This window comes from Citrobacter sp. CFNIH10, from assembly GCF_002934585.1.
Classification (GTDB): domain Bacteria; phylum Pseudomonadota; class Gammaproteobacteria; order Enterobacterales; family Enterobacteriaceae; genus Citrobacter_A; species Citrobacter_A amalonaticus.
Window position 1 is genome coordinate 450,056 of record NZ_CP026216.1, and the last position, 21,576, is coordinate 471,631.

Genomic DNA, 21,576 nt, shown 5'->3' on the forward strand with positions numbered 1-21,576 from the left:
ATCCTTACCTGGCAAGCAGCCGGTTCAGTTGATGCAAAATATCCTGCGTCTGACTGTCCAGTCGCAGCATCCAGAACAGATAAAACAGTGCCAGCACGACAATACCGCCAACGAAGATATGTTTAATGGTCAGCCGCTTTATCAGTTGATAGCGCCCGCCCTGTGTTTTCTTATCCTGATGCAGTAGCGGAAACGGTGCATCGCCGCGCAGGGTATGCAGGACGTGGTGCAGGCGGCGGTAGATCTGATCAAATTCCCCTTGATCCTGGACGGCCACTTTGTAGCGCCCGCGAAATCCCAGCGAAAAGCAAAGAAATATAAACTCAAGCAGATCCTGATAACGCTTCGGTTCACGTATCAGGCGTTCGAGCAGAATAAAAATCTTCTCCCCTCCCCACGCTTCATTGTGAAAATGGACCAGCAACGACTGTTTGATCCATTCATTTTTGTTTGACCAGCCGTTACCCAATGCTGCTTCATCGATAAAGGTGCAAAGAACATAGCGAAACGAGACAATCACACCCGGTTCGTAGCCCTGCTCCTGAAGCAGTTGCTCCACAGCCTGAACGTCCGTCACGACCTGCGCAAAAAGGTGTTCCGGCATGCTCTGACTGTTCATCCCATCCACGCGCATGACCATCCCCAGCAGTGGCGTGGCGGCGTCAATCATCGGGTTGAGACTGTTTCCGCGCAGGGGGAGTCGATACTGGCGGCTGGAGAGGTCTTCACCCACATCGTGTACCACAGCACTCTTCTTATCCTGTGTATTCCCTGTAGCCTGGCGGTCATTCATGGCGTCCGACGGGAGGAACTGCTCGCTCATGTTCTTAGCTCCTTATCGCCCACAGCTGGATACCCAGATCCGGAAAAGTACCGGAGATATGCAGCGCCAGCGCTCCGGCTTTCACAACGTCCTGCCAGGCGGCAGCGCCTTTATCCAGCTCGAAATAAACAAAACCGTCGTGATACGGTAACTGGCGCGGGGCTGCGGTGCGGGGCGTCAGTGGAACACCCGGCACCTGGACGCTGACCATATCGCGGATTTTGTTGGTAGCCGCGATTTTTGACTGCTGGGTAAACTGATGAATAAGCTGGCTGTGCGGCATCCGCGCGCGTACCGCCAGAATGAAAGTTCCGGAGCGTAACAGTGTAGGATCATTGACCGTGGCGACATAAAACCCGTCGGAGAAGACGAGCGGCAGATTCTGAGCGCGTGGCATCAACACGGTATTGAGCGCCCGGCGCAGTTCCGGGATCACTGTATTAAATGAATGCGTCAGATCGCGGTGGTTGTAAACTTCCACCGAACAGGGCAGCCGATTGTCTTCTGTAAAGGTCATCAGCTCACCCAATAGCCGGACAAGATCCAGATAAAACGCTTCCGGATGCAGGGTATGCAGGTGTGAGCGGTGGGTGAAATGCATCTGATTGCGGTTAAGCATCTGCAGCATCATAAACTCAGCCACATCCGCGATACCGCTCTGCTCCGGGGAACCAATACGCTTTGCCAGTTCGCTGGCGCGGTTGCTGATAAGCCCCTGCACATCACCGGCAAACCCGCTCAGTTCCGGGCTAACGCGGATAGCCTGGCAGGTCGGGATAAAGCTTTCATCCAGCACCAGCGCACCATTGGCCTGCTGGCTGAGAATGCGACACAGCGGCAACGTGACCATCGCACTGAGATCGTCCGCGCCGCTGACGATTTTCGCCGCCAGTTGCCCCAGAACAATTTGTTGCACGTCGCCATCATCGGAGTGTAAATCACGGACATCGGCGCGGGCCAGACGGTAACGTTCCGTTCCCTGCCCGGCACTTTGGCGGCCTTCAATTTCACAGGTGATATCACTGATAACGGGCAATGCCAGATAGATGTCCTGGCTTCCGGACCGGGAAAGATCGCGCGGTTGATACGGTTCGGGGAGCTGATCCTGCTCCGGAATGTTGAACACTGTACCATCCGGCATACAACCCGCCGCATTGTTCAGCATGAGTTTTCCCTGGGCAAGCAACTCGGTATTGATCGACAGCGAGGTGAATCCCCAGGCAAAATCAGCCTGTGCACTAATACGCTGGTTCAGCAAATATTCCTGATTGCGCTGCTGTTGCTGGAAGTGCTGCGGCAGGGCAAACAATCCCTCCTGCCAGATCACTTTATTTTTCATGTTCGCCATCGTCAGTCGTCCTCTTTTTTCATTTCAATACTTCCCTGTCGTACATGTACCAGCAGGCGGTAGCTGTGGCCGGTACCTTCTACCGGTTCGATTTGTTTCCACTCGGTAGCCTGGTCATCGGAGAAATAAGCTACAACACCAATAAACTGCGTCTTTTCATCCATCTTCACTGGCGGCAGTGTTTTTAGGGTGTCCGGTAGCAGGTTAAAATCCTGGTGGTCGATATAGTTCTTGCCCAACACATCCGGCAACGGTGTACTGGCCACCGTGTCATAATCAGCAGCCTGTAATTTTGAGTCATCGCTCATATAAATCAGCTGTACGTCGACTGCCGCAGCCTCACCATCCGCATTGGTATTGGTGTCAGGCTCGGTCAACAGCGTGACTGTCACTTCTGAGGGTTGCTCCGCAGGCTTTCCAACCTGAATGTCCGGATTCTTAATCACCTGGCCGAGCTTTTTCACCGTTTCGCAGCCTGTCAGGGTGAGACTGAAAAGCACCATCACCATCCAGGTACGAAAAAAGCGTCCTGTCATGCTTCCGGCTCCCGCTGTTTCTCACGTAATACCCGGTCATACACCTGGGCATAAACCTCATTAAACAGCATCTCAAAACCCTGCTGACGATCGGACGCCAGCTCGTCGTAATAGTGGCTGTACATCTGCCAGGCGCCAGCATCGTCCAGTGGCTGGCGCAGTTCATGACTGCGGCGATACTGTACAAAACGACGCATCAAGCTCTGTGGCGAGAAAGCATCCAGTAATACGCGCAGCGATTCGACAATCGCTGCGCGGTTTGCTTCTTCATGGTGCCGGACATTACGCAGGCTCTCGCCAACTGCGGCAGGCGCCGCCAGATGCACCGGGCTTTTACCCTCCGCAAACATCACATCGAGGGCGGCGGTGTAATCCATGTTCAGGCGTAACGGGTTATCCTCCAGCGGGCGCAAATGTTTATCGGAAAGGCTGTTGCGACGCTGTTGTAGATCGAGTAAACCCCTGATGGCCGCCTGCAACGTCCGACCCGCCTCCTCAAGAAAATCATCCGCATCCTGTGAATTACGTACAGAAAGCGAGCTACCCAGTCCACGTAACAGCGGGGTGACGGCAAGATGAAGCTGGGCTGTATCCACCGGGGAGGCGACATCGCCATGACGGGTCTGGGGATCGGGATAGACTGGCGGCAGATCCATAAACGGTTTGTCGATCGCCCCATCTCTTTCGGGCGCAGAAGATCGGACAGGCACAATCCCGGGAAGCGTGTCGCCCACCACCGTCAGGCTTTCCGCCTGGAGAGCCTGGAGCGGATCGGCTGAAAAGCTGTTGACGACAGTATCGGCAAGCTGGTGCATCCGGGGCATTCCCGGATATGCGGGCTGGCCGTCCGTCGTCAGCAGCGGGTCCGACAGGTGGTCGCGGTTGGTAACAATGGTTTCAGGCGCCACCATCTGCTCACCGTAACTGACCAGCTTTCCTTCATGGATAAATACCTTCAGAGCCAGCGCCCCCAGAACGATTTCATCCCCTTGTCTCAGACGTACCAGTCCGGCCCCCGTAGACACAGGAGCAAGGTTAATCATGAGTCCAGACGCCAGGCTACGCAGGCAAAATACGCCATCATGTTGCACCACCTGGCAGGCACGATCGGCCACAGAGCCTGCCCGGTCCTGTAACGGCCAGTGGCATGCAGATGCGCTGCCAATAACCCCGCCGTCAGCAGTAAACAAACATTTTGCAGCGCGTCCGCTCTCCAGCTCATTGCCGTTCATCACCTGTAGTGTCAGTGACAGTGCGCGCGACTGCGTTTTTTCCTCAGTCATATGCGGTTCCATAAAATTAATCCCTGATGTGGAGAGTGACGGATGGCGGTGCCTTCGGCAGACCGATAAACGCCGTGCGTCCGATACAGGATCGGGAGCGGTCGCCCAGTCGCATTCCCTTCGCCTGATCCGGTGCAAGCGAGAGCTGGAGATCCCATGCAAATTGATCGCGCAGCAAAAAGGAGACAAACATGATCAGTGCCTGATGGTTTTCACCTTCCGGTAAAAAGGAGAGGTAGCGTGCCATTGTGAGATTACCGATCCGCAGCAGAAATTTTCCGCTGCGATCCGGCACTCTGGCGCCGAGGGTAAAATTAACGCCAATCACCGAGCGCCCCGGCACATACCCGGCAGTTTTACGTTTGGGATTGCGCACGCCCAGCCGGTTCTGCTGTGCGGGGTCCACCGCCACCTTACGCAACTGCCAGTTTTCAATGCTGACATCCGCCAAATCAAAGCAATGGCTGACCAGGTTGCTCACCACGTCCGGCGAGCGACCGGGAGTGGCCAGTATCCCGGCATAAGCCAGCATCTTGCTGTGGTTGATCGCGAGCCTGTCACGCACGCTCGGGTTTCCCAATCCGACCAGCGCATACATCCGTTGTGAGAACGAATCGGTTCCTCCGTTACGAAAACAGATGTAATAGCGGTACTTACGCCAGGCATGGTAAGCAAACTGCGTCCAGCGATGGCTAAACAGATCGAGGAATGCCTTCAGTCCCTCTTCATTCTGCGCGGATTCGCGCGCCATCCGGTCCAGATAGTAGCCAGGCAACGGCGATTGACTGCCTGAAAACCCGAGAAATTTTGTCGTCAGGGTAAACTGACCGGAGTCGCTACGATCAAGCGTGCTCAGGTCACTGCCCGGAAAAGCAATACTGGCATCGGATTTAAACAATACCACTTCCTGCTCTGGTTCAGTACGCAATGAGGGCTCACGGTCTGCACCGCCATACCGGCGGTAAAGCGATTCCATGAGGACAAAAAAATTCACCCCACGTACATCCGGGAGAGGTGACATTTCCCTTACATCAGGGCGTGCTGGCCGGTGTGTTGCCATTCCCAGGACTCCTGACTTTCCGTGTTAATGATTTTGAGGCAGTGAAATGAGTTAATGCTGGCGTATAACGCAAAAAAGCATGACAGCACGGTGCCCAACAGATAGATCTCACCTTCACAGATAAAAGGGGCGGGGTTAATCCAAAGTGTGGTAGACAGGCCCCGAACCGGTACCCCTTTAAACAGACGGTCAACCGGACGAGACTCCATTTTTTCGATGGCATCCAACTTTTGAGAAGAAAGCCGGGCTTGCTGTGGATGATGAACCCCTGGCAAATCGAATGTGCGCAGCACCTGGATCAACGCCTCTCTGTCCAGCAACGAAAGGTAATTCAGGTTCATGCAGGAGATCAGTGACCAGTGCATATCGCCATCCGTCACCGGATAAAGCGGACGAGTTGGACGCGTGACGTTGCTAAAAGAAGCCACCGCCGGATTTTTATTTACAGGGACACTGATATCACCAGTATGCAGCGAGGCGGGCAACATCCGGTTGGTACACACCAGCGAGGCGGTAAAAACTTCGCCATTCAGTCGGGAAGGGTCCGGCTGACTGCCATCCGCGTGCACGAAGGCAATAGAATGATCCAGACCATAATGAAACAGTGAGGTTTTAGTACGGTGGTGCCAGTAAACAACTTCACGCTGCCGACTGTACTCAATCTGATGCTGAAACCCTTCGAATTCGGGCCAGATATATATGGTTTCCTCAGGGTCAGCCATTTTATCCGATGCGGAGACTTTGCTGGAAACCAACTTCACCTGAAAAATATCATAATGTTCCGGGTTCTGCTGACTGGCCCTTAACGCATATTGTGGTGAACTGTCGTCCGGCCTGACAGGCTCAGAATGGTGGGCGAACAGATTCACAACCGGCGTACAGTAAAGGCGCAGTGAATCTTTGCGAAGCTTGATATCCATTGGTAATGGCATATTAAAATGCAAACGCAGTGTAAACGCGCCGACTGGGAAATCTGCTGGTAGCGATCTGGCCCCCTGCAAATGAAAGAAGAAAAAGCTCTCCGGGTAGCAAAAATACTCCTGAAGCACGCGGTAGCCGCTATGGACGTTTTTCGGCCACGGTAGAAGTGCATCCTCGCGTTCGAAACCGGCTGACTTCAGCCACATTTCCGGCAATGACACGCAATACTCTCCGGCAACCAGTTCCGCATCCATTACCCGCTCACTGAACCATAAATAGAGCTGCTGTCGGGTGTAATCATCTTCGTTTCCCAGCCAGAAAGTGAGCTTGTTCAGATCCAGTGTGTCGGGAGAAACGCTACCTTCCGTGAAAAATTCAATGTCAATGGACCCTTTTTTCAGGGTGCTGGTGTTACGTACATCGCAAATATGTAACGGTTGCAGCCAGACATCACGCGCCAGGGTAAAATGACAGACAGAAGAAGGAGTAATATCATCCTCGGCCAGGATCTTACGTCCTGATGACGTCACACGAACCGGGCCTGAGCAAATCAGTTCATCACGACAAACCTGAACAGGCGCAGAAAACTGTGTCGCAACGGGGTTATATTCAACCACGGCCATTGACGGCACAGGACGCAAATAATTGGGCCACAGCATATTAATCAGGCTGTGCGTAAACTCCGGAAACTCATCCTCAAGTTTCTGTCGCAAGCCACCGGAAAGGAAAGCAAATGCCTCCATCAGGCGTTCCACATCTGGATCACCCTCTTTCTCTGCCAGAAAACGGGCAAGATGGGGTTTTTCACGACCAAGAAGTTTGCCCAACTGACGCAGATAATCCAGTTCTTCGCGGTAGAAACGTTCTTCAAAGGCCATTAGGTTTACTCCACGCACCAGTGCTGACGGTTTTCCAGCATAACGTCAAACTCCAGGACATCCTGCCTGTCGCTGAAATGCAGATATGCCACAATATGGAAACGCAGTTCCAGTGGCGCATGACTATCCTCTGTGGCAGCAGTCACTGCCACATCAGATATACGGGGTTCGTAACGCAGAATACAATTCTGGATAGCCTGAACAATCCATTCCCGGATGTTCTGGCGATCAGGGGATTCATCATTAAAATCAGCGATCCCCAGTTCCGGTGAGCCATAGCAGCTATCAGAACGAGTGTTAAGGATATTGCGCAGGTTATCGCGTACAGAATGCAACAGCGCCGCCTTTGGACGCTGGCGTGAGGACGGTTTGGTCGCCTCTCCTATGCGCTCAAACAGACTCCCCCCGGACACCCGTTCCGTAATCATGATCACTCCCTGTCCAGACGTCCGACTAAGGACAATTCAAACGATGCCCCCATATACTTGAAATGAGGACGGACGCTCAGGGCAACCTGATACCAGCCTGGCTCGCCTTCCACATCGGAGACTTCAATCTTCGCCTGGCGTAATGGCTTACGACTGCGGACTTCAGAAGGTGGGTTTTCCTGGTCGGCAACATACTGGCGGATCCAGGTATTCAGTTCACGCTCCAGATCTCCCCTTTCTTTCCATGAGCCAAGCTGTTCGCGTTGCAGCACTTTGATGTAATGTGCCAGCCTGTTGATAATAAAAAGGTAAGGGAGCTGCGTACCCAGTTTGTAGTTGGTTTCAGCCTCTTTGCCTTCTGGCGTATTCGGGAAAACTTTCGGTTTTTGCACCGAATTGGCAGAAAAGAAAGCTGCGTTATCAGAGCCTTTACGCATCGTCAGGGTGATAAAACCCTGCTCTGCCAGCTCATATTCTCGCCTGTCGGTAATGAGAATTTCTGTCGGAACTTTGGCCTGTAGCTGGCCCATTGCCTCATATAAATGCACAGGCAGGTCTTTGACCGCGCCGCCACTTTGCGGACCGACAATATTCGGGCACCAGCGGGTTGACATGAAACTTTCAGCCATATTGGCCGCCAGAAGAAATGCCGTGTTTCCCCACAGATAATGCTCGTGATTTTTGCTGACATCTTCATGATAGTTAAAACTTTTCACCGGATTTTCATCAGGTGCATAAGGGTGACGCAGCAGGAAGCGTGGTGCCGTCAGGCCCAGATTGCGGGCATCTTCTGATTCACGCAGTGAACGCCATTTTGTGTAAGCGGGTCCTTCGAAAATGGCGGCGACGTCTTTAATGCCGGGAAGTTCGGTAAACGAATCCAACCCAAAAAACTCCGGAGAAACTGAAGACAGGAATGGACTGTGAGCCATTGCGCTAACCGCGCTGATATATTTCAGCAGCTTCATATCTGCGGTGGTGTTATCGAAAGTGTAGTTACCAATTACGGCGGCGACAGGTTCTCCACCAAACTGTCCGAAACCGCTGGAATAAACATGCCGGTAAAATCCTGACTGAGTGATTTCTGGGGCAAATTCAAAGTCATCCAGCAGCTCCTCTTTGGTGGCGTGCATGATATGAATTTTTATGTTTTCACGCGGATCGGCATGGTCAACCAGTAGCTTCAGTGAGCGCAGGAATGACTCCAGCTCCTGAAACTCCGGGGCATGGAGAATGAGATCCATCTGGCGTCCCATACGCGCATCAATATCGGCAATCATGCCGTTAACCGCGAGGATATCGACAGATTCAGCTTCATCATCCCCCTGCAACAGCGCAGTGATAAAAGCGGTTACCCCCTGACGGGCAATATCGTAGCTTTCTGATTCCGGTTTGAACCGGGTCTGCGCCATGATTTCATCCAGGAGACCGGACGCGGCAGCCGGCGCAGTGGAAACGGATACTTCCGGTAATGTAATGTCTGACATACTGAAATCCTTGTACAAGTTATTTCCGACCTGCGATGCCCAGTTCCGCAATCAGTTGCTCACGGCTCGTTTCGTCATCAAGCAATGCTTTTAGCTGCGCACGGAAAGCCGGGATGTTTCCCATCGGCCCCCTAAGCGCAACCAGTGCTTCACGCAGTTCCAACATTTTGCGCATCTCCGGCACCTGGGCGGCAATATTGTCTGGTGAGAGATCGGCCAGTGATTTCACCTTCAGGTTGATATTCATGCTTGCGTCAGGCGTCTCACTGAGAGCAGAAGGAACCGAGAAATCGCGCCCAATACCCGCCTGCTCAAGTACGGCGTTAAAAGTATTACGACTGATAGCAACCGGTTGACGCTCATCAAGGGGAGTCTCGTCAGCGCCTCCCGTCAGGTTGCCCGTGACCAGCAAATTAAGTGGCAGTTCCACTTCGGCGGTCTGATTTCCTGTTTTTGGCTGAAATTTGATATTTACGCGTTCTTTAGGCGCAATACTGCCGCCACTGTCACTCTTTCTGCTGCTCATAATAATAGTCCATCAAGTTATCGTTCGTGCCATGAACTCAGCATGTTCGGTACCGCAATAGAAATATACTAACAATGCCGTTCTGGTGGCGGTAAAATAGATTTGAAGACCCTGCTTGATTTTTATTTTACGCTCAGAAAAAAATTTGAAAAGCACTTTTTCTTCGAACAAAAGAGAGGTATTCTGCAGAAAACCAGCGGATATCACACTAAAAAATAAACCCATAGAATCCCAGTAAAACAACAAGTTATAATAAACAAAAGCAGCAAACACATAAAGACAACATATAATGAATGACTATGTTTTACCGCAAAAACATTCAACCCAATGTTAATTAAAGGATTGCTGATGGATGATTGAAGGAGCGCTAATTAAGATAAACTCAAAAACAGAATTTAACAGGCAATGAATATAATATTATTCATGATTAATTTATTACGCACGCCATGCAAGTCGCAAAATTATATAACTAAAATTAAATACATATTTAATTTGCATAGATGGAATTAAAGAGACTCATTTTCTGGCTCTTGCTATTTATTCACAGGAAAACTGATTACAGACAAATTCAGCGGTCACGATAATAGGCCGTATTGCTATCGACCTGTCAGGGATTAATGACAGGCCATCGTAAGTAGTAGTTGAACAAAACCACAAGGAGTTTACAAATGCCTACACCCTGTTACATTTCAATGACAGGCCAGACCCAGGGAAACATCACCGCAGGCGCATTCACTGCCCCTTCCGTCGGTAATATTTACGTTCAGGGTCACGAAGACGAAATGCTGGTTCAGGAATTCAGTCATAACGTTACCGTGCCGACTGACCCGCAGTCAGGCCAGCCTTCCGGCCAGCGCGCCCATAAGCCGTTCATTTTTACCGTCGCGCTGAACAAAGCCGTTCCGTTGCTCTATAACGCGCTGGCTTCAGGAGAAATGTTGCCTACCACCGAATTGCACTGGTGGCGTACCTCTGTTGAGGGTAAGCAGGAGCACTTCTTCACTACCCGCCTGACCGATTCCACTATCGTGGATATTGATTGCCACATGCCACACTGCCAGGACGGTGAAAAGCGCGAATTCACCCAACTGGTAAAAGTCTCCCTGGCCTACCGCAAAATCGAGTGGGAACACGTTAAGTCGGGCACTTCTGGTGCAGATGACTGGCGCGCACCGCTGGAAGCATAAGTTAAGTCAACAGCATCTGCCCCATACGGGTCGGGTGCTGTTTTTGTATTACGCCGCATACAGAAAGGCTGTCAGTAAGGAGTTACGTTTTCACGGGAGATGGCGGACGCCGGAGACTTCGGCGGTAGCGTGCCTGAACGCGAGCGTAACGCTGTACTGTCACAGCCGCTGAACCTCAGGCTGTCTTTTTCCTGTCACAATCAGGGAGGTTATATGTCATTAAAAGGACTACGCTTTACACTGAAAATCGACGGCCTGCCGGAGATGACCACTGCCGTGGTGAGCTTCAGCCTTTACCAGCGCCACTCCACCCCCTTTGTGCTTGACGTGGATATCGCCAGCGGCCTTCCCGACCTCGTCGCCACCGATTTTCTGGAAAAGAACGCCGTGCTCACTATCTGGCAGGGTGCAGTGGCACAGCGCTATGTCAGCGGCATCGTGAATGAAGTGTCATCCGGCGAAAACAACCACTGGCAGATGTGTTATCACCTCACCATCGTCCCTCCCCTCTGGCGCTGCGGTCTGCGTCAGAACTTTCGCATCTTCCAGCAGCAGGATATCCGGACCATCTCCTCCACCCTTCTCACTGAAAACGGCGTCACAGCGTGGACGCCGGTGTTTTATGAACCGCACCCGGCACGCGAGTTCTGCGTTCAGTATGGCGAAACCGACCTGGATTTTCTGACCCGTCTGTGGGCGGAAGAAGGTATCTTTTACTTTGACTGGACGCCCCCGGAAGGTCCGGAGCAGAAGCTGGTACTGTGTGATGATGTGGCCGGGGTATCCACACTGGGCGAGATACCCTTCAACCCTAACACCGCCACGGAAGTCTCCACAGCCTGCATCAGCAGCTTTCGTTACCGGGCACGGACCGGTCCCTCCTCCGTCGAGACTCAGGACTACACCTTTAAAACACCCGCCTGGCCGGGCTGGTACAGCCGTGCCGCCGAAAACCTCAACGGCCAGCGCACGCAGTATGAAATCTTCGATTATCCCGGTCGCTTTAAGGACGAATACCACGGACAGGCCTTTGCCCGCTACCAGATTGAGGGCTGGCGGCATGATACGGAGACGGCGACCTGTATCAGTCACTCGCCGGTACTGCGCCCGGGGAAACGCTTCCGGCTGACGGGACATCCGTCAGACACGCTGAACCGGGAGTGGCAGGTGGTGAACAGCATGCTGACCGGCAGCCAGCCCCAGGCCCTGCACGGCAGCGAAGGACAGGGCACCACGCTGGAAAACCACTTCGGTGCCATCCCGGCGGACCGGACATGGCGTATGCAGCCTCCGGCAAAACCCGCCGTGGACGGCCCCCAGAGCGCCATTGTCACCGGCCCGGAGGGAGAAGAAATCTTCTGTGATGAACATGGCCGGGTGCGGGTGCGTTTTCACTGGGACCGTTACTGTCCGGGGAATGAGGACAGCTCGTGCTGGGTAAGGGTGTCGCAGGCGTGGGCCGGAACAGGGTTTGGTAACCTGGCAATACCGCGCGTGGGCCAGGAGGTGATTGTGGATTTCCTCAACGGCGACCCAGACCAGCCCATCATCATGGGACGCACCTACCACCAGGACAACCGCTCACCGGGCAGTCTGCCGGGCACGAAAACCCAGATGACCATCCGCTCGAAAACCTATAAAGGCAGCGGCTTTAACGAGCTAAAGTTCGACGACGCCACCGGAAAGGAGCAGGTGTATATCCATGCACAGAAGAACATGGACACGGAAGTACTTCATGACCGCACCACCACGGTGAACAACAACCATACGGAGACGGTGGTTGTGGGGCAAACGGTGAAGGTGGGCAGTAAAAAGGAAGGTGGCCATGACCAGAAAACTGCGGTGGCGAATGACCGGCGCATCACGGTGGGCAATGACCAGACGCTGAAAGTGAAGAACGACCGGACGGTGAACATCAGCCACGACGACGGCCTGTATGTAACAAATGACCGCAGGGTGACGGTGAAAGGGAAGCAGGAGCACAGCACGACGGGGAACCATATCAGTCTGGTCGAAGGGAAACACAGTCTGGAAGTAAAAGGCGACCTGGCGCGGAAAGTGGCAGGTGCGCTGGGAATAAAGGTGGAAGGCGATATCGTGCTGGAAAGCAGCGGCAGCATCAGCCTGAAGGCTGGCGGGTCGTTTATCGTTATTCATTCAGGTGGTGTGGATATTGTCGGGCCGAAAATAAACCTGAACGGCGGCGGAAGTCCGGGGACGCCTGTGGGGACGCTGCTGCCGGGTGTGCTGGAGGCGCTGGCGGAAGATAAAGAAGAGGGAGATACTGAAGACGGAAAGGATAGTGGAGCCTCTGGTGGTTCCGAAGGTGGTAATGACTCAGGTGATGAAGGCGACGATCCCCAAAAATATTACCTTCAGTTTTATTTTACAGATGATGCGGGAATGCCATATTCAGAAACTCGCTATATCGCCTTTTATGAGGATGGTAAGCAAACACGAGGAGAAACAGATAAAGATGGATATACAGAAATATTTATTACTAACGGCGAGCAAACGATAAAAGTCAGATTGTTACATCAACATATTGATATGATTGAAGGAGGAGTACATGTGTAATAATTATGACAGAGCACAAGAGATAACTGAAGATCAAGCAACCTTATAAAATTACTTGTCTGAAGTATATTCTCATCCATAAACAACATCTCAACAACAATGATAAATGTGATATTTATATGCAGTATTCAGCTGCATGCAAATATAAAATTAATTTTTAATTAGCACGGATTCATAATAAACAAATGGCAAAAAAAGGTAATTCATCACGCCAAAGCGCTGTCGGAATGTGCGTCGCAAGGATTGAGGTTAGCAATAGCTTTGAGCGTATTGCCCTAACAGCACATAGAGCTACGGGAGTTATTCTGGAGTTGCGAGATAAGTCACTCAGCGAATGTGAGAAAAATAAAAATAGTAAAGATGCTGATGAATTTAAAAAGATATTTGGTACAGAAGTAGATAAAGAGATATATGATGGCACAACTGCGTTAATTGTAATGCAGGATGGATTACGACGACTTAGAGCCATCCATGATAAAATGATTAGGGCCGATAATAATGGCAAGATGACATGCTATTATCTGAATAACACAATTTGTGGAAACTTTACGGCAAGAGTAAACGGAAATGTGGACAGGGATTATAGTATCTTTATCGCGCAAAAATTTTTAAATCTAGATGTCACTGGTGTTAATTCTCAAGTTGCAACTTTGTGTCATGAAATGTCACATTTTGTCAAGACAGGAAAAGATGGAGTAAACGGTGGGATGGGCACTGGTGATTTAAATGCCAGTGGGGAGGAAGCTTTTCTTTCAGGTGAATCCCATAAAATAGCAGCAAGCCAAATGGTTAATATGCATAGTAAAAATGTTTTTCGAAGCGCTTATAATATAGAAAGATATTTTGAAATATCATTAGATAATAATACATTATCTGAGATATCTAAAGCTGTAGAGAACGACATGAAAAAAGAGTTGATAATCATTCAGGATGACACTCCACCACCATCACTTTAGAAAAAGAAGCAAGCCTATATAATAGAGTACATTATGATTAATTTTATGGTAAGATTTATATTTCTCAGTTTTATTTTAACTTCAAGCTATTGCATGGCTGACTTTCCTGTTGTCACAAAAAAATATGAATATGGCTTTAAATATAAAGATAAGCATGGTTTTAATGTTTTGGGAGAAAAGGCACAATTTCACCCATTGATAAACAATGAAAAGTATACTTTTTTGTTCCCGGGTTATTTATTTAATGATATGGAAAATAGAAATCTACAATTTAAAAAAAATATGTTTGTGGTTCTATCAGTAGACAAAAAAACAAATGGAAAACTTAAGATTAATACTCGGCTGGAAAATAGAAGCAATAAATCTTATTTCATTCATAGCATTTTCCTCAACCTTTTCAATGAAAATTCGAAAGAAGGCTTTTCTTCATCTTGTAGACAAGATCTTATGATTGTGACGAACAGTACAAGACTGGAGTACATGGGAGGTTTTTGTCATGGCTATGATGATAGCCCCTACTCTGGCGACTGGGTAGAGATTAGGCCTGGAGAAATCTACTCTATGAGTATGTATTTAGATAATAAATTATATACCTTCCCATCAGGACACCGGACATATAGTATTGGAACACTTGAGTATCCTTTTGTTGATGCTCAGTGGTTCTCTCGTCAGAGAATTAATAATTTAATGTTTAATGTTTTAGAATGGAGGCATGAGTGTGTTTTTAATCATGACAAGAATTATCTAATACCACGAAATTTTTGCATTGATATTAATCATAACATACCTTTCATTGAAAATGACTTTTATGATCTCATGAGTCTGTATAATGAAGATAATAGCAGCCTTCCTCAACATGAGTTTAAAGTAAGATCAGAACAAGTTTTTGTTGATATTGATGGTAATAAGTTATTACCCATTATCAAATGATTATTAAGAAGTGAACATACTGATTATTAATAAGCAGGACGAAACTTAACATGTCCCTAGCCGCCCGATTTAACGACAAAGGCACCCGGCACGACGGTTATCACGAAACCGTCATTATCGCAGGTTCTCCCACAGTATTCATCGACGGGTTACCTGCCGCACGCATGGATGACCCACTAACTCCGCACGATAAACCGGAGCATCCGCCCCATCCACGAAAAATAGCGGGGGGTTCCGGGACGGTATTTATCGACGGCCTGCCCGCAGCCAGAACAGGTGATGCGGTGGACTGCGGCGGGGTGGTTATCGGCAGTGGTACGGTTAATATCGGCTGATATATAAGGAGATATCATGTCACAGCATGGACTGCGCTTTACGCTGAAAATCGACGGCCTGCCAGAGATGACCACCCCGGTGGTCAGTTTTCAACTTTCTCAACATTACTCAACACCTTTCCAGCTAAAAGTGGATATCACCAGCGGCCTTCCCGACCTCGTCGCCACCGATTTTCTCGAAAAGAACGCCGTGCTCACTATCTGGCAGGGTGCAGTGGCACAGCGTTATGTCAGCGGCATCATCAATGAGATGTCATCCGGCGAAAACAACCACTGGCAGACGTGTTATCACCTCACCATCGTCCCTCCCCTCTGGCGCTGCGGTCTGCGTCAGAACTTTCGCATCTTCCAGCAGCAGGATATCCGGACCATCTCCTCCACCCTTCTCACTGAAAACGGCGTCACAGCGTGGACGCCGGTGTTTTATGAACCGCACCCGGCACGCGAGTTCTGCGTTCAGTATGGCGAAACCGACCTGGATTTTCTGACCCGTCTGTGGGCGGAAGAAGGTATCTTTTACTTTGACTGGACGCCCCCGGAAGGTCCGGAGCAGAAGCTGGTACTGTGTGATGATGTGGCCGGGGTATCCACACTGGGCGAGATACCCTTCAACCCTAACACCGCCACGGAAGTCTCCACAGCCTGCATCAGCAGCTTTCGTTACCGGGCACGGACCGGTCCCTCCTCCGTCGAGACTCAGGACTACACCTTTAAAACACCCGCCTGGCCGGGCTGGTACAGCCGTGCCGCCGAAAACCTCAACGGCCAGCGCACGCAGTATGAAATCTTCGATTATCCCGGTCGCTTTAAGGACGAATACCACGGACAGGCCTTTGCCCGCTACCAGATTGAGGGCTGGCGGCATGATACGGAGACGGCGACCTGTATCAGTCACTCGCCGGTACTGCGCCCGGGGAAACGCTTCCGGCTGACGGGACATCCGTCAGACACGCTGAACCGGGAGTGGCAGGTGGTGAACAGCATGCTGACCGGCAGCCAGCCCCAGGCCCTGCACGGCAGCGAAGGACAGGGCACCACGCTGGAAAACCACTTCGGTGCCATCCCGGCGGACCGGACATGGCGTATGCAGCCTCCGGCAAAACCCGCCGTGGACGGCCCCCAGAGCGCCATTGTCACCGGCCCGGAGGGAGAAGAAATCTTCTGTGATGAACATGGCCGGGTGCGGGTGCGTTTTCACTGGGACCGTTACTGTCCGGGGAATGAGGACAGCTCGTGCTGGGTAAGGGTGTCGCAGGCGTGGGCCGGAACAGGGTTTGGTAACCTGGCAATACCGCGCGTGGGCCAGGAGGTGATTGTGGATTTCCTCAACGGCGACCCAGACCAGCCCATCATCATGGGACGCACCTACCACCAGGACAACCGCTCACCGGGCAGTCTGCCGGGCACGAAGACGCAGATGACGATACGCTCGAAAACCTATAAAGGCAGCGGCTTTAACGAGCTGCGCTTTGAGGATGCGACGGGCAATGAACAGGTGTATATCCATGCACAGAAGAACATGGACACGGAAGTACTTCATGACCGCACCACCACGGTGAACAACAACCATACGGAGACGGTGGTTGTGGGGCAGACGGTGAAGGTGGGCAGCAAAAAGGAAGGCGGCCATGATCAGACGGTGACAGTGGCGAATGATCAGAAAACAACAGTCGTCAATAATCAGATCACCGAAATTACTGAGGGAAATAAAACAACCGATATAGATAAAGGGGATCAAGAGATTACTCTTCATGAAGGGAAGCAAACAATAAAGGTAAAAAAAACCATCAGTGTTTCTTCAGAAGAGATGATCGAGTTTATTTGCGGGGATTCGAAAATCACCTTACTGAAAAATGGTGAAATTACCATTAGTGGGAAAATAATTAAGAATGCTGCTGAAGATGCATACCATGTCAATACCAAAAAACTAACAGCGGATGGTAGTGAGGAGCAGGTATTGACGGGTGGTATGTTGAAGTTAAATCCATAAGTAAAGTAGTTAATCGCCATAAAAGAGAATGCGATATGGGTAAGGATGCTGCAAGACAAACGGCAGATACAGCCGGACATGATGGCCCAATAACATCAGGTAGTAATAATGTCTCAACAGGAGGTTTTCCGGCTGCCCGGATGGGGGATACTTTTGTTTGTAAAGAGCATGGGCCCGGTGTAATCAGTGAAGGTTCTAAAACAGTTACAATAAATGGAGTGCCTGCCGCCAGAAAGGGGGACAAGGTTATTTGCGGTAAAAAATCATTACCTCCTACAAAAGGACCAAAACCACCTGAATATCATTATGCGACAATAGCTAAAAATACAAATGAAGATGGCTCGGTAAAAAATCCAAATGGTTCAGGTGAGTTTAAATTATATACTGGATACGCAGTGTCAGCTCTAACGGATGAGGACAGTGATGGTGATGGTGATGGTGATGGTGATGGTGATGGTGATGGTGATGGTGATGGTGATGGTGATGGTCAATATGATACGAGTGACCTAAAAGCAGGCATTATAGATTTTCAACTAAATCATCCGATTGGAGGCAGTGGGACGAACATTAGTCTCGGAGGTACTGTTGGCAAGGCTGAAATGAAGGCAGGGACAGTTGCAAATGAAAATGCACATTCCAGCTCGGTTGATGCAAAGTTAGAGGGTATTTCCGGGAATGTAGGCCTCAGTTCAGGAAAAGCAGGATCTGGTGACTATGTGGAGGCAAAAGCTGAAGGTACAATCGGGTTAGCAGAAGGAAAAGGCAACTATAATTTAACACACGATCTTGACGAAGCAAGAGTTGGTGCCGCCTTTGAACTTGGAGCAGAGGCAGCTGTTGCAAAAGGGCAGCTTTCAGGTGCTATAGACTCAAAATATTTTAAATTGAAAGGTTCTGTTGATGGAACTGCTGGGTCGGCAGGTTTAGGATTGGGAGGAGGGGCATGGGTGGATTTTGACAATATAATGGTAAAAGTTCAATTGTCAGGGAAAATAGCATTTATATTAGGATTGGGGGGCGATATTGATATCCAGCTTGGACCATTTACTAGCGTCCCTATTCAAGAGCGACTTGGGTTTACCTCTTCCAAATCTGGTATAGTACTATCAGGTGCATCTACTATTATTATTGGGGGATAATATGAGTAAAATTATTCGTATATCAGAATCTGTCTTTCCATTATACAACAATCTTGTATTTAGATTTTTTTTAGGTATTGCCCTATATCTCCTTTCAGTATATATTATATTTCATCACGTTCGAAATATAACATCATTAAAAATAATACACCTACTTGGTATTTATGCTTTTTTTTACTATACTATTTTTTCAATGATAGATGGTGGAGTTAAACGATTAGCTGCATTTCATATAAAAAATAATAGTACCCACATCGACACACAACCAATAAAATGGTATTTATCCAATCAATTTAATATATCAAGATTCCTTAAGCTTATATTTGTCTTTTTTTATGTATATGCGTGTTTCATGTATCTTATGTATATACCATAATTGACAACCACTACACATAGCAACATTTAAGCAATGACTAATTTTAAATCCTTATTCATTCTGCACATCAAGTTTTATAAATATAACCACGACAGCTCAGAAATATTATTATGAAAAAAAATGATAAGTTCAAAAACTTCCCAGAATCAGTAACATATAGTATTGAGCACCAAAACGAGCATTTTTGGCGATGCCGTTATACATCCTCACAAGTAACAAGTTTATATTACAAGATATTACTCCCACTAGATGTAAAACCGGTCAGAATTAAACCTGAGCTAATCGCAGGAACCAATAACCTTTATGCTATTGGTTGCTATCAGACCATTTCTGGAGCAAAATTCCCCTTTACAGAAGTTGATGTGGTCTATGAGCATATAAATAATGATATCGATGCCAGTGACTGGGGAGAACATATATTAGGCCTTTTAGATGAAGAAATTCTTTACTGTAAATATTATTATAGCGTTAGTGGCCGATATGCTGATTTTTTAACAAAAAAAGATATCGATAACGAAACCATCACATCAAGAATAAGAGTATTTAAAAATTATGATTTTGAAAACAACAGAGCCAATGTGATAATGGTAAAAGCATGTTGTAACTGGAAGGATTATGAATCGCTGGCTGAGGATCTCTTTCATTGTGTGAAATTCTTCACTTTAATTAATGACTCAAAATGGCATTTAGCAGAAGAACTAAAGAGCATAAATCTGGATGTACCTGCAAACTATTCTTTTTATTACCCTGCCTCATGGCAATATTCAGAACGATATAATAATGAAAAGATGAGCTACTATTCGTTATCTTTAAAAGAAGAAAGTAACATTTATGGCTTTATTGATGGCTATTTTTTATACCATGATGCGACAATTAATAAAGAACAGGTTTGTAAACTAATTGTCAGCCAACTAAAAGAAAACAATCACCTTGAAATTGATGAGATTTCATTAAGAGAACGCAAGGATATCTTCAATAAAAACATTGAGGAATTATGGACTGGTGAGTTAAAAGCAAAGAATGCAAGAAATGAGGAAGGCATGTCAGTTGTTTTTTGCGGAAAAATTCAGGGAAGTTGGTTTTATATAATTGGATCATTTGCACTACAAAAACAAAATTTCGGTTCCTGGGCTGCGGGAAAACGAGCAATAGATATTATTTTAAATTCACTTAATAACTACGACTTAGAGTATGAAGATCAGTTTTATATTGAGCATTGACATAATCACTCAATAGTTCCAATAAGTTAATCAAATAAAATTTTGCTTTCACACTGGTAGCGTACCTGTATGCAAGCATAACACGGTTCTGTCACAGCCGCTGAAGAGAATAAACTTGCTTACATATTGTAAGTGATGTTCCTGAAGAGTTTATTGATTTTATCTTTGAATATAAAAAGCTGAAGAAATTATGCATTGCAGTTTCTTTTCGTAAGGAAATGGCATCTCAGGATAAAGAGTCTCAGATGCAGACGCACTATTACATAAATTCAGCAAATTTAACAGCAGAGGAAGTTTCGAGATCTATCTGGGAACATTAGTCAATCGAGAATTGTTTGCACTGGAGTCTGGATACAGCAATGAATGAAGATGGCTATCGAATAAGAAGAGGGCGTGCTAATGAACTATTTTCGCGGACAAGACATATTGCAGTAAATATTCTTCGGCAAGAAATGATGTTCAAGGCGGGACTGCGGCACAAGATGAGAAAAGTGGCGATGGACAGAGGGTATCTGGTTACAGTCCTCGAGGGGGATGGGGTTTCGTAATCTTGCCCTGATGTTCTACAGGATAATTTTACTTGTCTCATTTCAAGAAGTGAGATTTAAAAGATAAGACGGTTAAATATATTAAAAGAGAGTGTTTTTATTTCATGCCATTTACATGGATGGATAGGCTCCTGGTTTAATGATGGCAATTGAAATATTTCATCATAGATGATGCGATAGATATTATAGATTGTCTTGAGAGTGGCATTAGATATTATTTTTTTGCTATGCCAATAATATACAATTTCAAATAAGGATATATGATCGCAACACTGTGGATGTTTACGAAAGGTAAGGATGTATTAAAGTTACAACAATTACTTAATAAAAACGGGGCCTTCCCAAAGCTTGTTGAGGACGGTTCCTTTGGAAAAAATACATATAATGCCGTGAAAATATTCCAGCAGCGTAGTGAAGTAGAAGATGATGGCATCGTGGGGCCACGAACCTGGTTGCAACTGGGAATCCAGGATTCATCTGCTATCACTCCATTGGTTTCTTCTACAGATTCCAATCTTACGATTCCTGAGTCATCCAAAGTTGTGATTGCAGGTTCAGATGAGAGTTTCTGCTTTCCCTTCACGAAACTCCCACTTAAGTCATGGACAAACGGAGGACGTCAATTTGGTGCGCCACGCAGTGGAGGCACTCGTAAACATGCGGGTTGTGATTTGATATTCCCGCCAGGAACGCCTATTCATGCCGTTGCTGATGGTATTTTAGTCCGTGGTCCATATTATTTTTACTCTGGCACTTATGCTGTCGAAATAAGACATGGCAACCTACTCCTTCGCTATGGTGAAATAGCTAGTGGCTCATACACTGGTGGTGCATCTGTAAAAAAGGGACAAGTTATTGCTAAGGTAGGAACACTGGGAAGTGGTTCATCCATGTTGCATCTGGAAGTCTATACCAATGGATCATCAACAGCTAGCCTTTCAGGTGGAGGAAGTTTTAAAAGACGTGCTGATGTAACAGATCCGGCTCCATATCTTAATATGTGGAAAACCAATCTTCCCAGAACCTGA

18 protein-coding genes and 1 pseudogene are annotated in these 21,576 nt (G+C 48.2%); 10 read left to right on the forward strand and 9 right to left on the reverse strand.

Features of this window, described 5'->3' with window-relative positions:
- Window positions 1–4: 4 nt before the first annotated feature.
- Genes icmH through tssB form a run of 9 tightly spaced genes read right to left on the reverse strand, consistent with a single transcriptional unit; the run spans window position 5 to window position 9,290 of the window.
- Window positions 5–823 carry a DotU family type IV/VI secretion system protein gene (icmH, locus tag C2U53_RS05395; RefSeq protein WP_371192194.1) on the reverse strand — a complete coding sequence of 273 codons (819 nt, stop codon included), beginning with the start codon at window positions 821–823 and terminating at the stop codon, window positions 5–7.
- Window positions 824–827: 4 nt separating this feature from the next.
- Window positions 828–2,171, reverse strand: coding sequence for a type VI secretion system baseplate subunit TssK (tssK, locus tag C2U53_RS05400; RefSeq protein WP_044263946.1), 1,344 nt, complete (start codon window positions 2,169–2,171; stop codon window positions 828–830).
- A 2-nt stretch (window positions 2,172–2,173) separates the two neighbouring features.
- Window positions 2,174–2,680 (reverse strand): type VI secretion system lipoprotein TssJ, encoded by a 507-nt coding sequence (tssJ, locus tag C2U53_RS05405; protein WP_090049169.1) that lies wholly within the window; start codon window positions 2,678–2,680, stop codon window positions 2,174–2,176.
- 23 nt (window positions 2,681–2,703) lie between these two features.
- Window positions 2,704–3,990 (reverse strand): type VI secretion system-associated FHA domain protein TagH, encoded by a 1,287-nt coding sequence (gene tagH, locus C2U53_RS05410; protein WP_210437019.1) that lies wholly within the window; start codon window positions 3,988–3,990, stop codon window positions 2,704–2,706.
- A 16-nt stretch (window positions 3,991–4,006) separates the two neighbouring features.
- Window positions 4,007–5,050: a type VI secretion system baseplate subunit TssG gene (gene tssG / locus C2U53_RS05415; protein WP_099433644.1), complete on the reverse strand. Its 1,044-nt coding sequence runs from the start codon at window positions 5,048–5,050 to the stop codon at window positions 4,007–4,009.
- Window positions 5,017–6,849, reverse strand: coding sequence for a type VI secretion system baseplate subunit TssF (gene tssF, locus C2U53_RS05420; RefSeq protein WP_104445711.1), 1,833 nt, complete (start codon window positions 6,847–6,849; stop codon window positions 5,017–5,019). The genes tssG and tssF overlap by 34 nt, the downstream gene beginning before the upstream one ends.
- Before the next feature lie 5 nt (window positions 6,850–6,854).
- Window positions 6,855–7,277, reverse strand: coding sequence for a type VI secretion system baseplate subunit TssE (gene tssE, locus C2U53_RS05425; RefSeq protein WP_044263940.1), 423 nt, complete (start codon window positions 7,275–7,277; stop codon window positions 6,855–6,857).
- A 2-nt stretch (window positions 7,278–7,279) separates the two neighbouring features.
- Complete coding sequence (gene tssC / locus C2U53_RS05430) at window positions 7,280–8,764, reverse strand: type VI secretion system contractile sheath large subunit (RefSeq protein WP_090049034.1); 1,485 nt, start codon at window positions 8,762–8,764, stop codon at window positions 7,280–7,282.
- Window positions 8,765–8,783: 19 nt separating this feature from the next.
- Window positions 8,784–9,290 (reverse strand): type VI secretion system contractile sheath small subunit, encoded by a 507-nt coding sequence (gene tssB / locus C2U53_RS05435; protein ID WP_042998125.1) that lies wholly within the window; start codon window positions 9,288–9,290, stop codon window positions 8,784–8,786.
- Window positions 9,291–9,958: 668 nt separating this feature from the next.
- On the opposite strand from tssB, the gene C2U53_RS05445 reads away from it, so the two are divergent.
- The 10 genes and pseudogenes from C2U53_RS05445 to C2U53_RS05495 all read left to right on the forward strand — a co-directional run bounded on the left by C2U53_RS05445 (window position 9,959) and on the right by C2U53_RS05495 (window position 21,576).
- Window positions 9,959–10,477, forward strand: coding sequence for an Hcp family type VI secretion system effector (locus C2U53_RS05445; RefSeq protein WP_042998127.1), 519 nt, complete (start codon window positions 9,959–9,961; stop codon window positions 10,475–10,477).
- A 213-nt stretch (window positions 10,478–10,690) separates the two neighbouring features.
- Window positions 10,691–13,054: a type VI secretion system tip protein TssI/VgrG gene (tssI, locus tag C2U53_RS05455; protein ID WP_104445713.1), complete on the forward strand. Its 2,364-nt coding sequence runs from the start codon at window positions 10,691–10,693 to the stop codon at window positions 13,052–13,054.
- Between the two features lie 185 nt (window positions 13,055–13,239).
- On the forward strand, window positions 13,240–14,010 hold the full coding sequence (locus tag C2U53_RS05460) for a hypothetical protein (protein WP_104445714.1): 771 nt from the start codon (window positions 13,240–13,242) through the stop codon (window positions 14,008–14,010).
- Window positions 14,011–14,103: 93 nt separating this feature from the next.
- Window positions 14,104–14,940 (forward strand): hypothetical protein, encoded by an 837-nt coding sequence (locus C2U53_RS05465; protein ID WP_155985510.1) that lies wholly within the window; start codon window positions 14,104–14,106, stop codon window positions 14,938–14,940.
- 50 nt (window positions 14,941–14,990) lie between these two features.
- On the forward strand, window positions 14,991–15,275 hold the full coding sequence (locus C2U53_RS05470; RefSeq protein ID WP_042998130.1) for a type VI secretion system PAAR protein: 285 nt from the start codon (window positions 14,991–14,993) through the stop codon (window positions 15,273–15,275).
- A gap of 16 nt (window positions 15,276–15,291) precedes the next feature.
- Window positions 15,292–17,265, forward strand: a complete 1,974-nt coding sequence (locus tag C2U53_RS05475; RefSeq protein ID WP_104445715.1) for a type VI secretion system tip protein VgrG — start codon at window positions 15,292–15,294, stop codon at window positions 17,263–17,265.
- Window positions 17,266–17,300: 35 nt separating this feature from the next.
- The gene (locus C2U53_RS30090) at window positions 17,301–18,404 is read left to right on the forward strand and encodes a PAAR domain-containing protein (RefSeq protein ID WP_210437020.1); all 1,104 of its coding nucleotides are present in this window, start codon (window positions 17,301–17,303) and stop codon (window positions 18,402–18,404) included.
- Window positions 18,405–18,890: 486 nt separating this feature from the next.
- Window positions 18,891–20,000 (forward strand): hypothetical protein, encoded by a 1,110-nt coding sequence (locus tag C2U53_RS05485; RefSeq protein ID WP_099433649.1) that lies wholly within the window; start codon window positions 18,891–18,893, stop codon window positions 19,998–20,000.
- A gap of 119 nt (window positions 20,001–20,119) precedes the next feature.
- Window positions 20,120–20,548 (forward strand): annotated as a pseudogene (locus C2U53_RS30270) (ISAs1 family transposase); the annotation flags it as partial.
- Between the two features lie 260 nt (window positions 20,549–20,808).
- Window positions 20,809–21,576, forward strand: a complete 768-nt coding sequence (locus tag C2U53_RS05495) for a peptidoglycan DD-metalloendopeptidase family protein (protein WP_172740560.1) — start codon at window positions 20,809–20,811, stop codon at window positions 21,574–21,576.

What these genes read in the sequence shown, in the direction of transcription:
- icmH (WP_371192194.1), bottom strand. Translation starts at nt 823, where the DNA reads ATGAGCGAGCAGTTCCTCCCGTCGGACGCCATGAATGACCGCCAGGCT.
- tssK (WP_044263946.1), bottom strand. Translation starts at nt 2,171, where the DNA reads ATGGCGAACATGAAAAATAAAGTGATCTGGCAGGAGGGATTGTTTGCC.
- tssJ (WP_090049169.1), bottom strand. Translation starts at nt 2,680, where the DNA reads ATGGTGATGGTGCTTTTCAGTCTCACCCTGACAGGCTGCGAAACGGTG.
- tagH (WP_210437019.1), bottom strand. Translation starts at nt 3,990, where the DNA reads ATGACTGAGGAAAAAACGCAGTCGCGCGCACTGTCACTGACACTACAG.
- tssG (WP_099433644.1), bottom strand. Translation starts at nt 5,050, where the DNA reads ATGGCAACACACCGGCCAGCACGCCCTGATGTAAGGGAAATGTCACCT.
- tssF (WP_104445711.1), bottom strand. Translation starts at nt 6,849, where the DNA reads ATGGCCTTTGAAGAACGTTTCTACCGCGAAGAACTGGATTATCTGCGT.
- tssE (WP_044263940.1), bottom strand. Translation starts at nt 7,277, where the DNA reads ATGATTACGGAACGGGTGTCCGGGGGGAGTCTGTTTGAGCGCATAGGA.
- tssC (WP_090049034.1), bottom strand. Translation starts at nt 8,764, where the DNA reads ATGTCAGACATTACATTACCGGAAGTATCCGTTTCCACTGCGCCGGCT.
- tssB (WP_042998125.1), bottom strand. Translation starts at nt 9,290, where the DNA reads ATGAGCAGCAGAAAGAGTGACAGTGGCGGCAGTATTGCGCCTAAAGAA.
- C2U53_RS05445 (WP_042998127.1), top strand. Translation starts at nt 9,959, where the DNA reads ATGCCTACACCCTGTTACATTTCAATGACAGGCCAGACCCAGGGAAAC.
- tssI (WP_104445713.1), top strand. Translation starts at nt 10,691, where the DNA reads ATGTCATTAAAAGGACTACGCTTTACACTGAAAATCGACGGCCTGCCG.
- C2U53_RS05460 (WP_104445714.1), top strand. Translation starts at nt 13,240, where the DNA reads ATGGCAAAAAAAGGTAATTCATCACGCCAAAGCGCTGTCGGAATGTGC.
- C2U53_RS05465 (WP_155985510.1), top strand. Translation starts at nt 14,104, where the DNA reads ATGGCTGACTTTCCTGTTGTCACAAAAAAATATGAATATGGCTTTAAA.
- C2U53_RS05470 (WP_042998130.1), top strand. Translation starts at nt 14,991, where the DNA reads ATGTCCCTAGCCGCCCGATTTAACGACAAAGGCACCCGGCACGACGGT.
- C2U53_RS05475 (WP_104445715.1), top strand. Translation starts at nt 15,292, where the DNA reads ATGTCACAGCATGGACTGCGCTTTACGCTGAAAATCGACGGCCTGCCA.
- C2U53_RS30090 (WP_210437020.1), top strand. Translation starts at nt 17,301, where the DNA reads ATGGGTAAGGATGCTGCAAGACAAACGGCAGATACAGCCGGACATGAT.
- C2U53_RS05485 (WP_099433649.1), top strand. Translation starts at nt 18,891, where the DNA reads ATGAAAAAAAATGATAAGTTCAAAAACTTCCCAGAATCAGTAACATAT.
- C2U53_RS05495 (WP_172740560.1), top strand. Translation starts at nt 20,809, where the DNA reads ATGATCGCAACACTGTGGATGTTTACGAAAGGTAAGGATGTATTAAAG.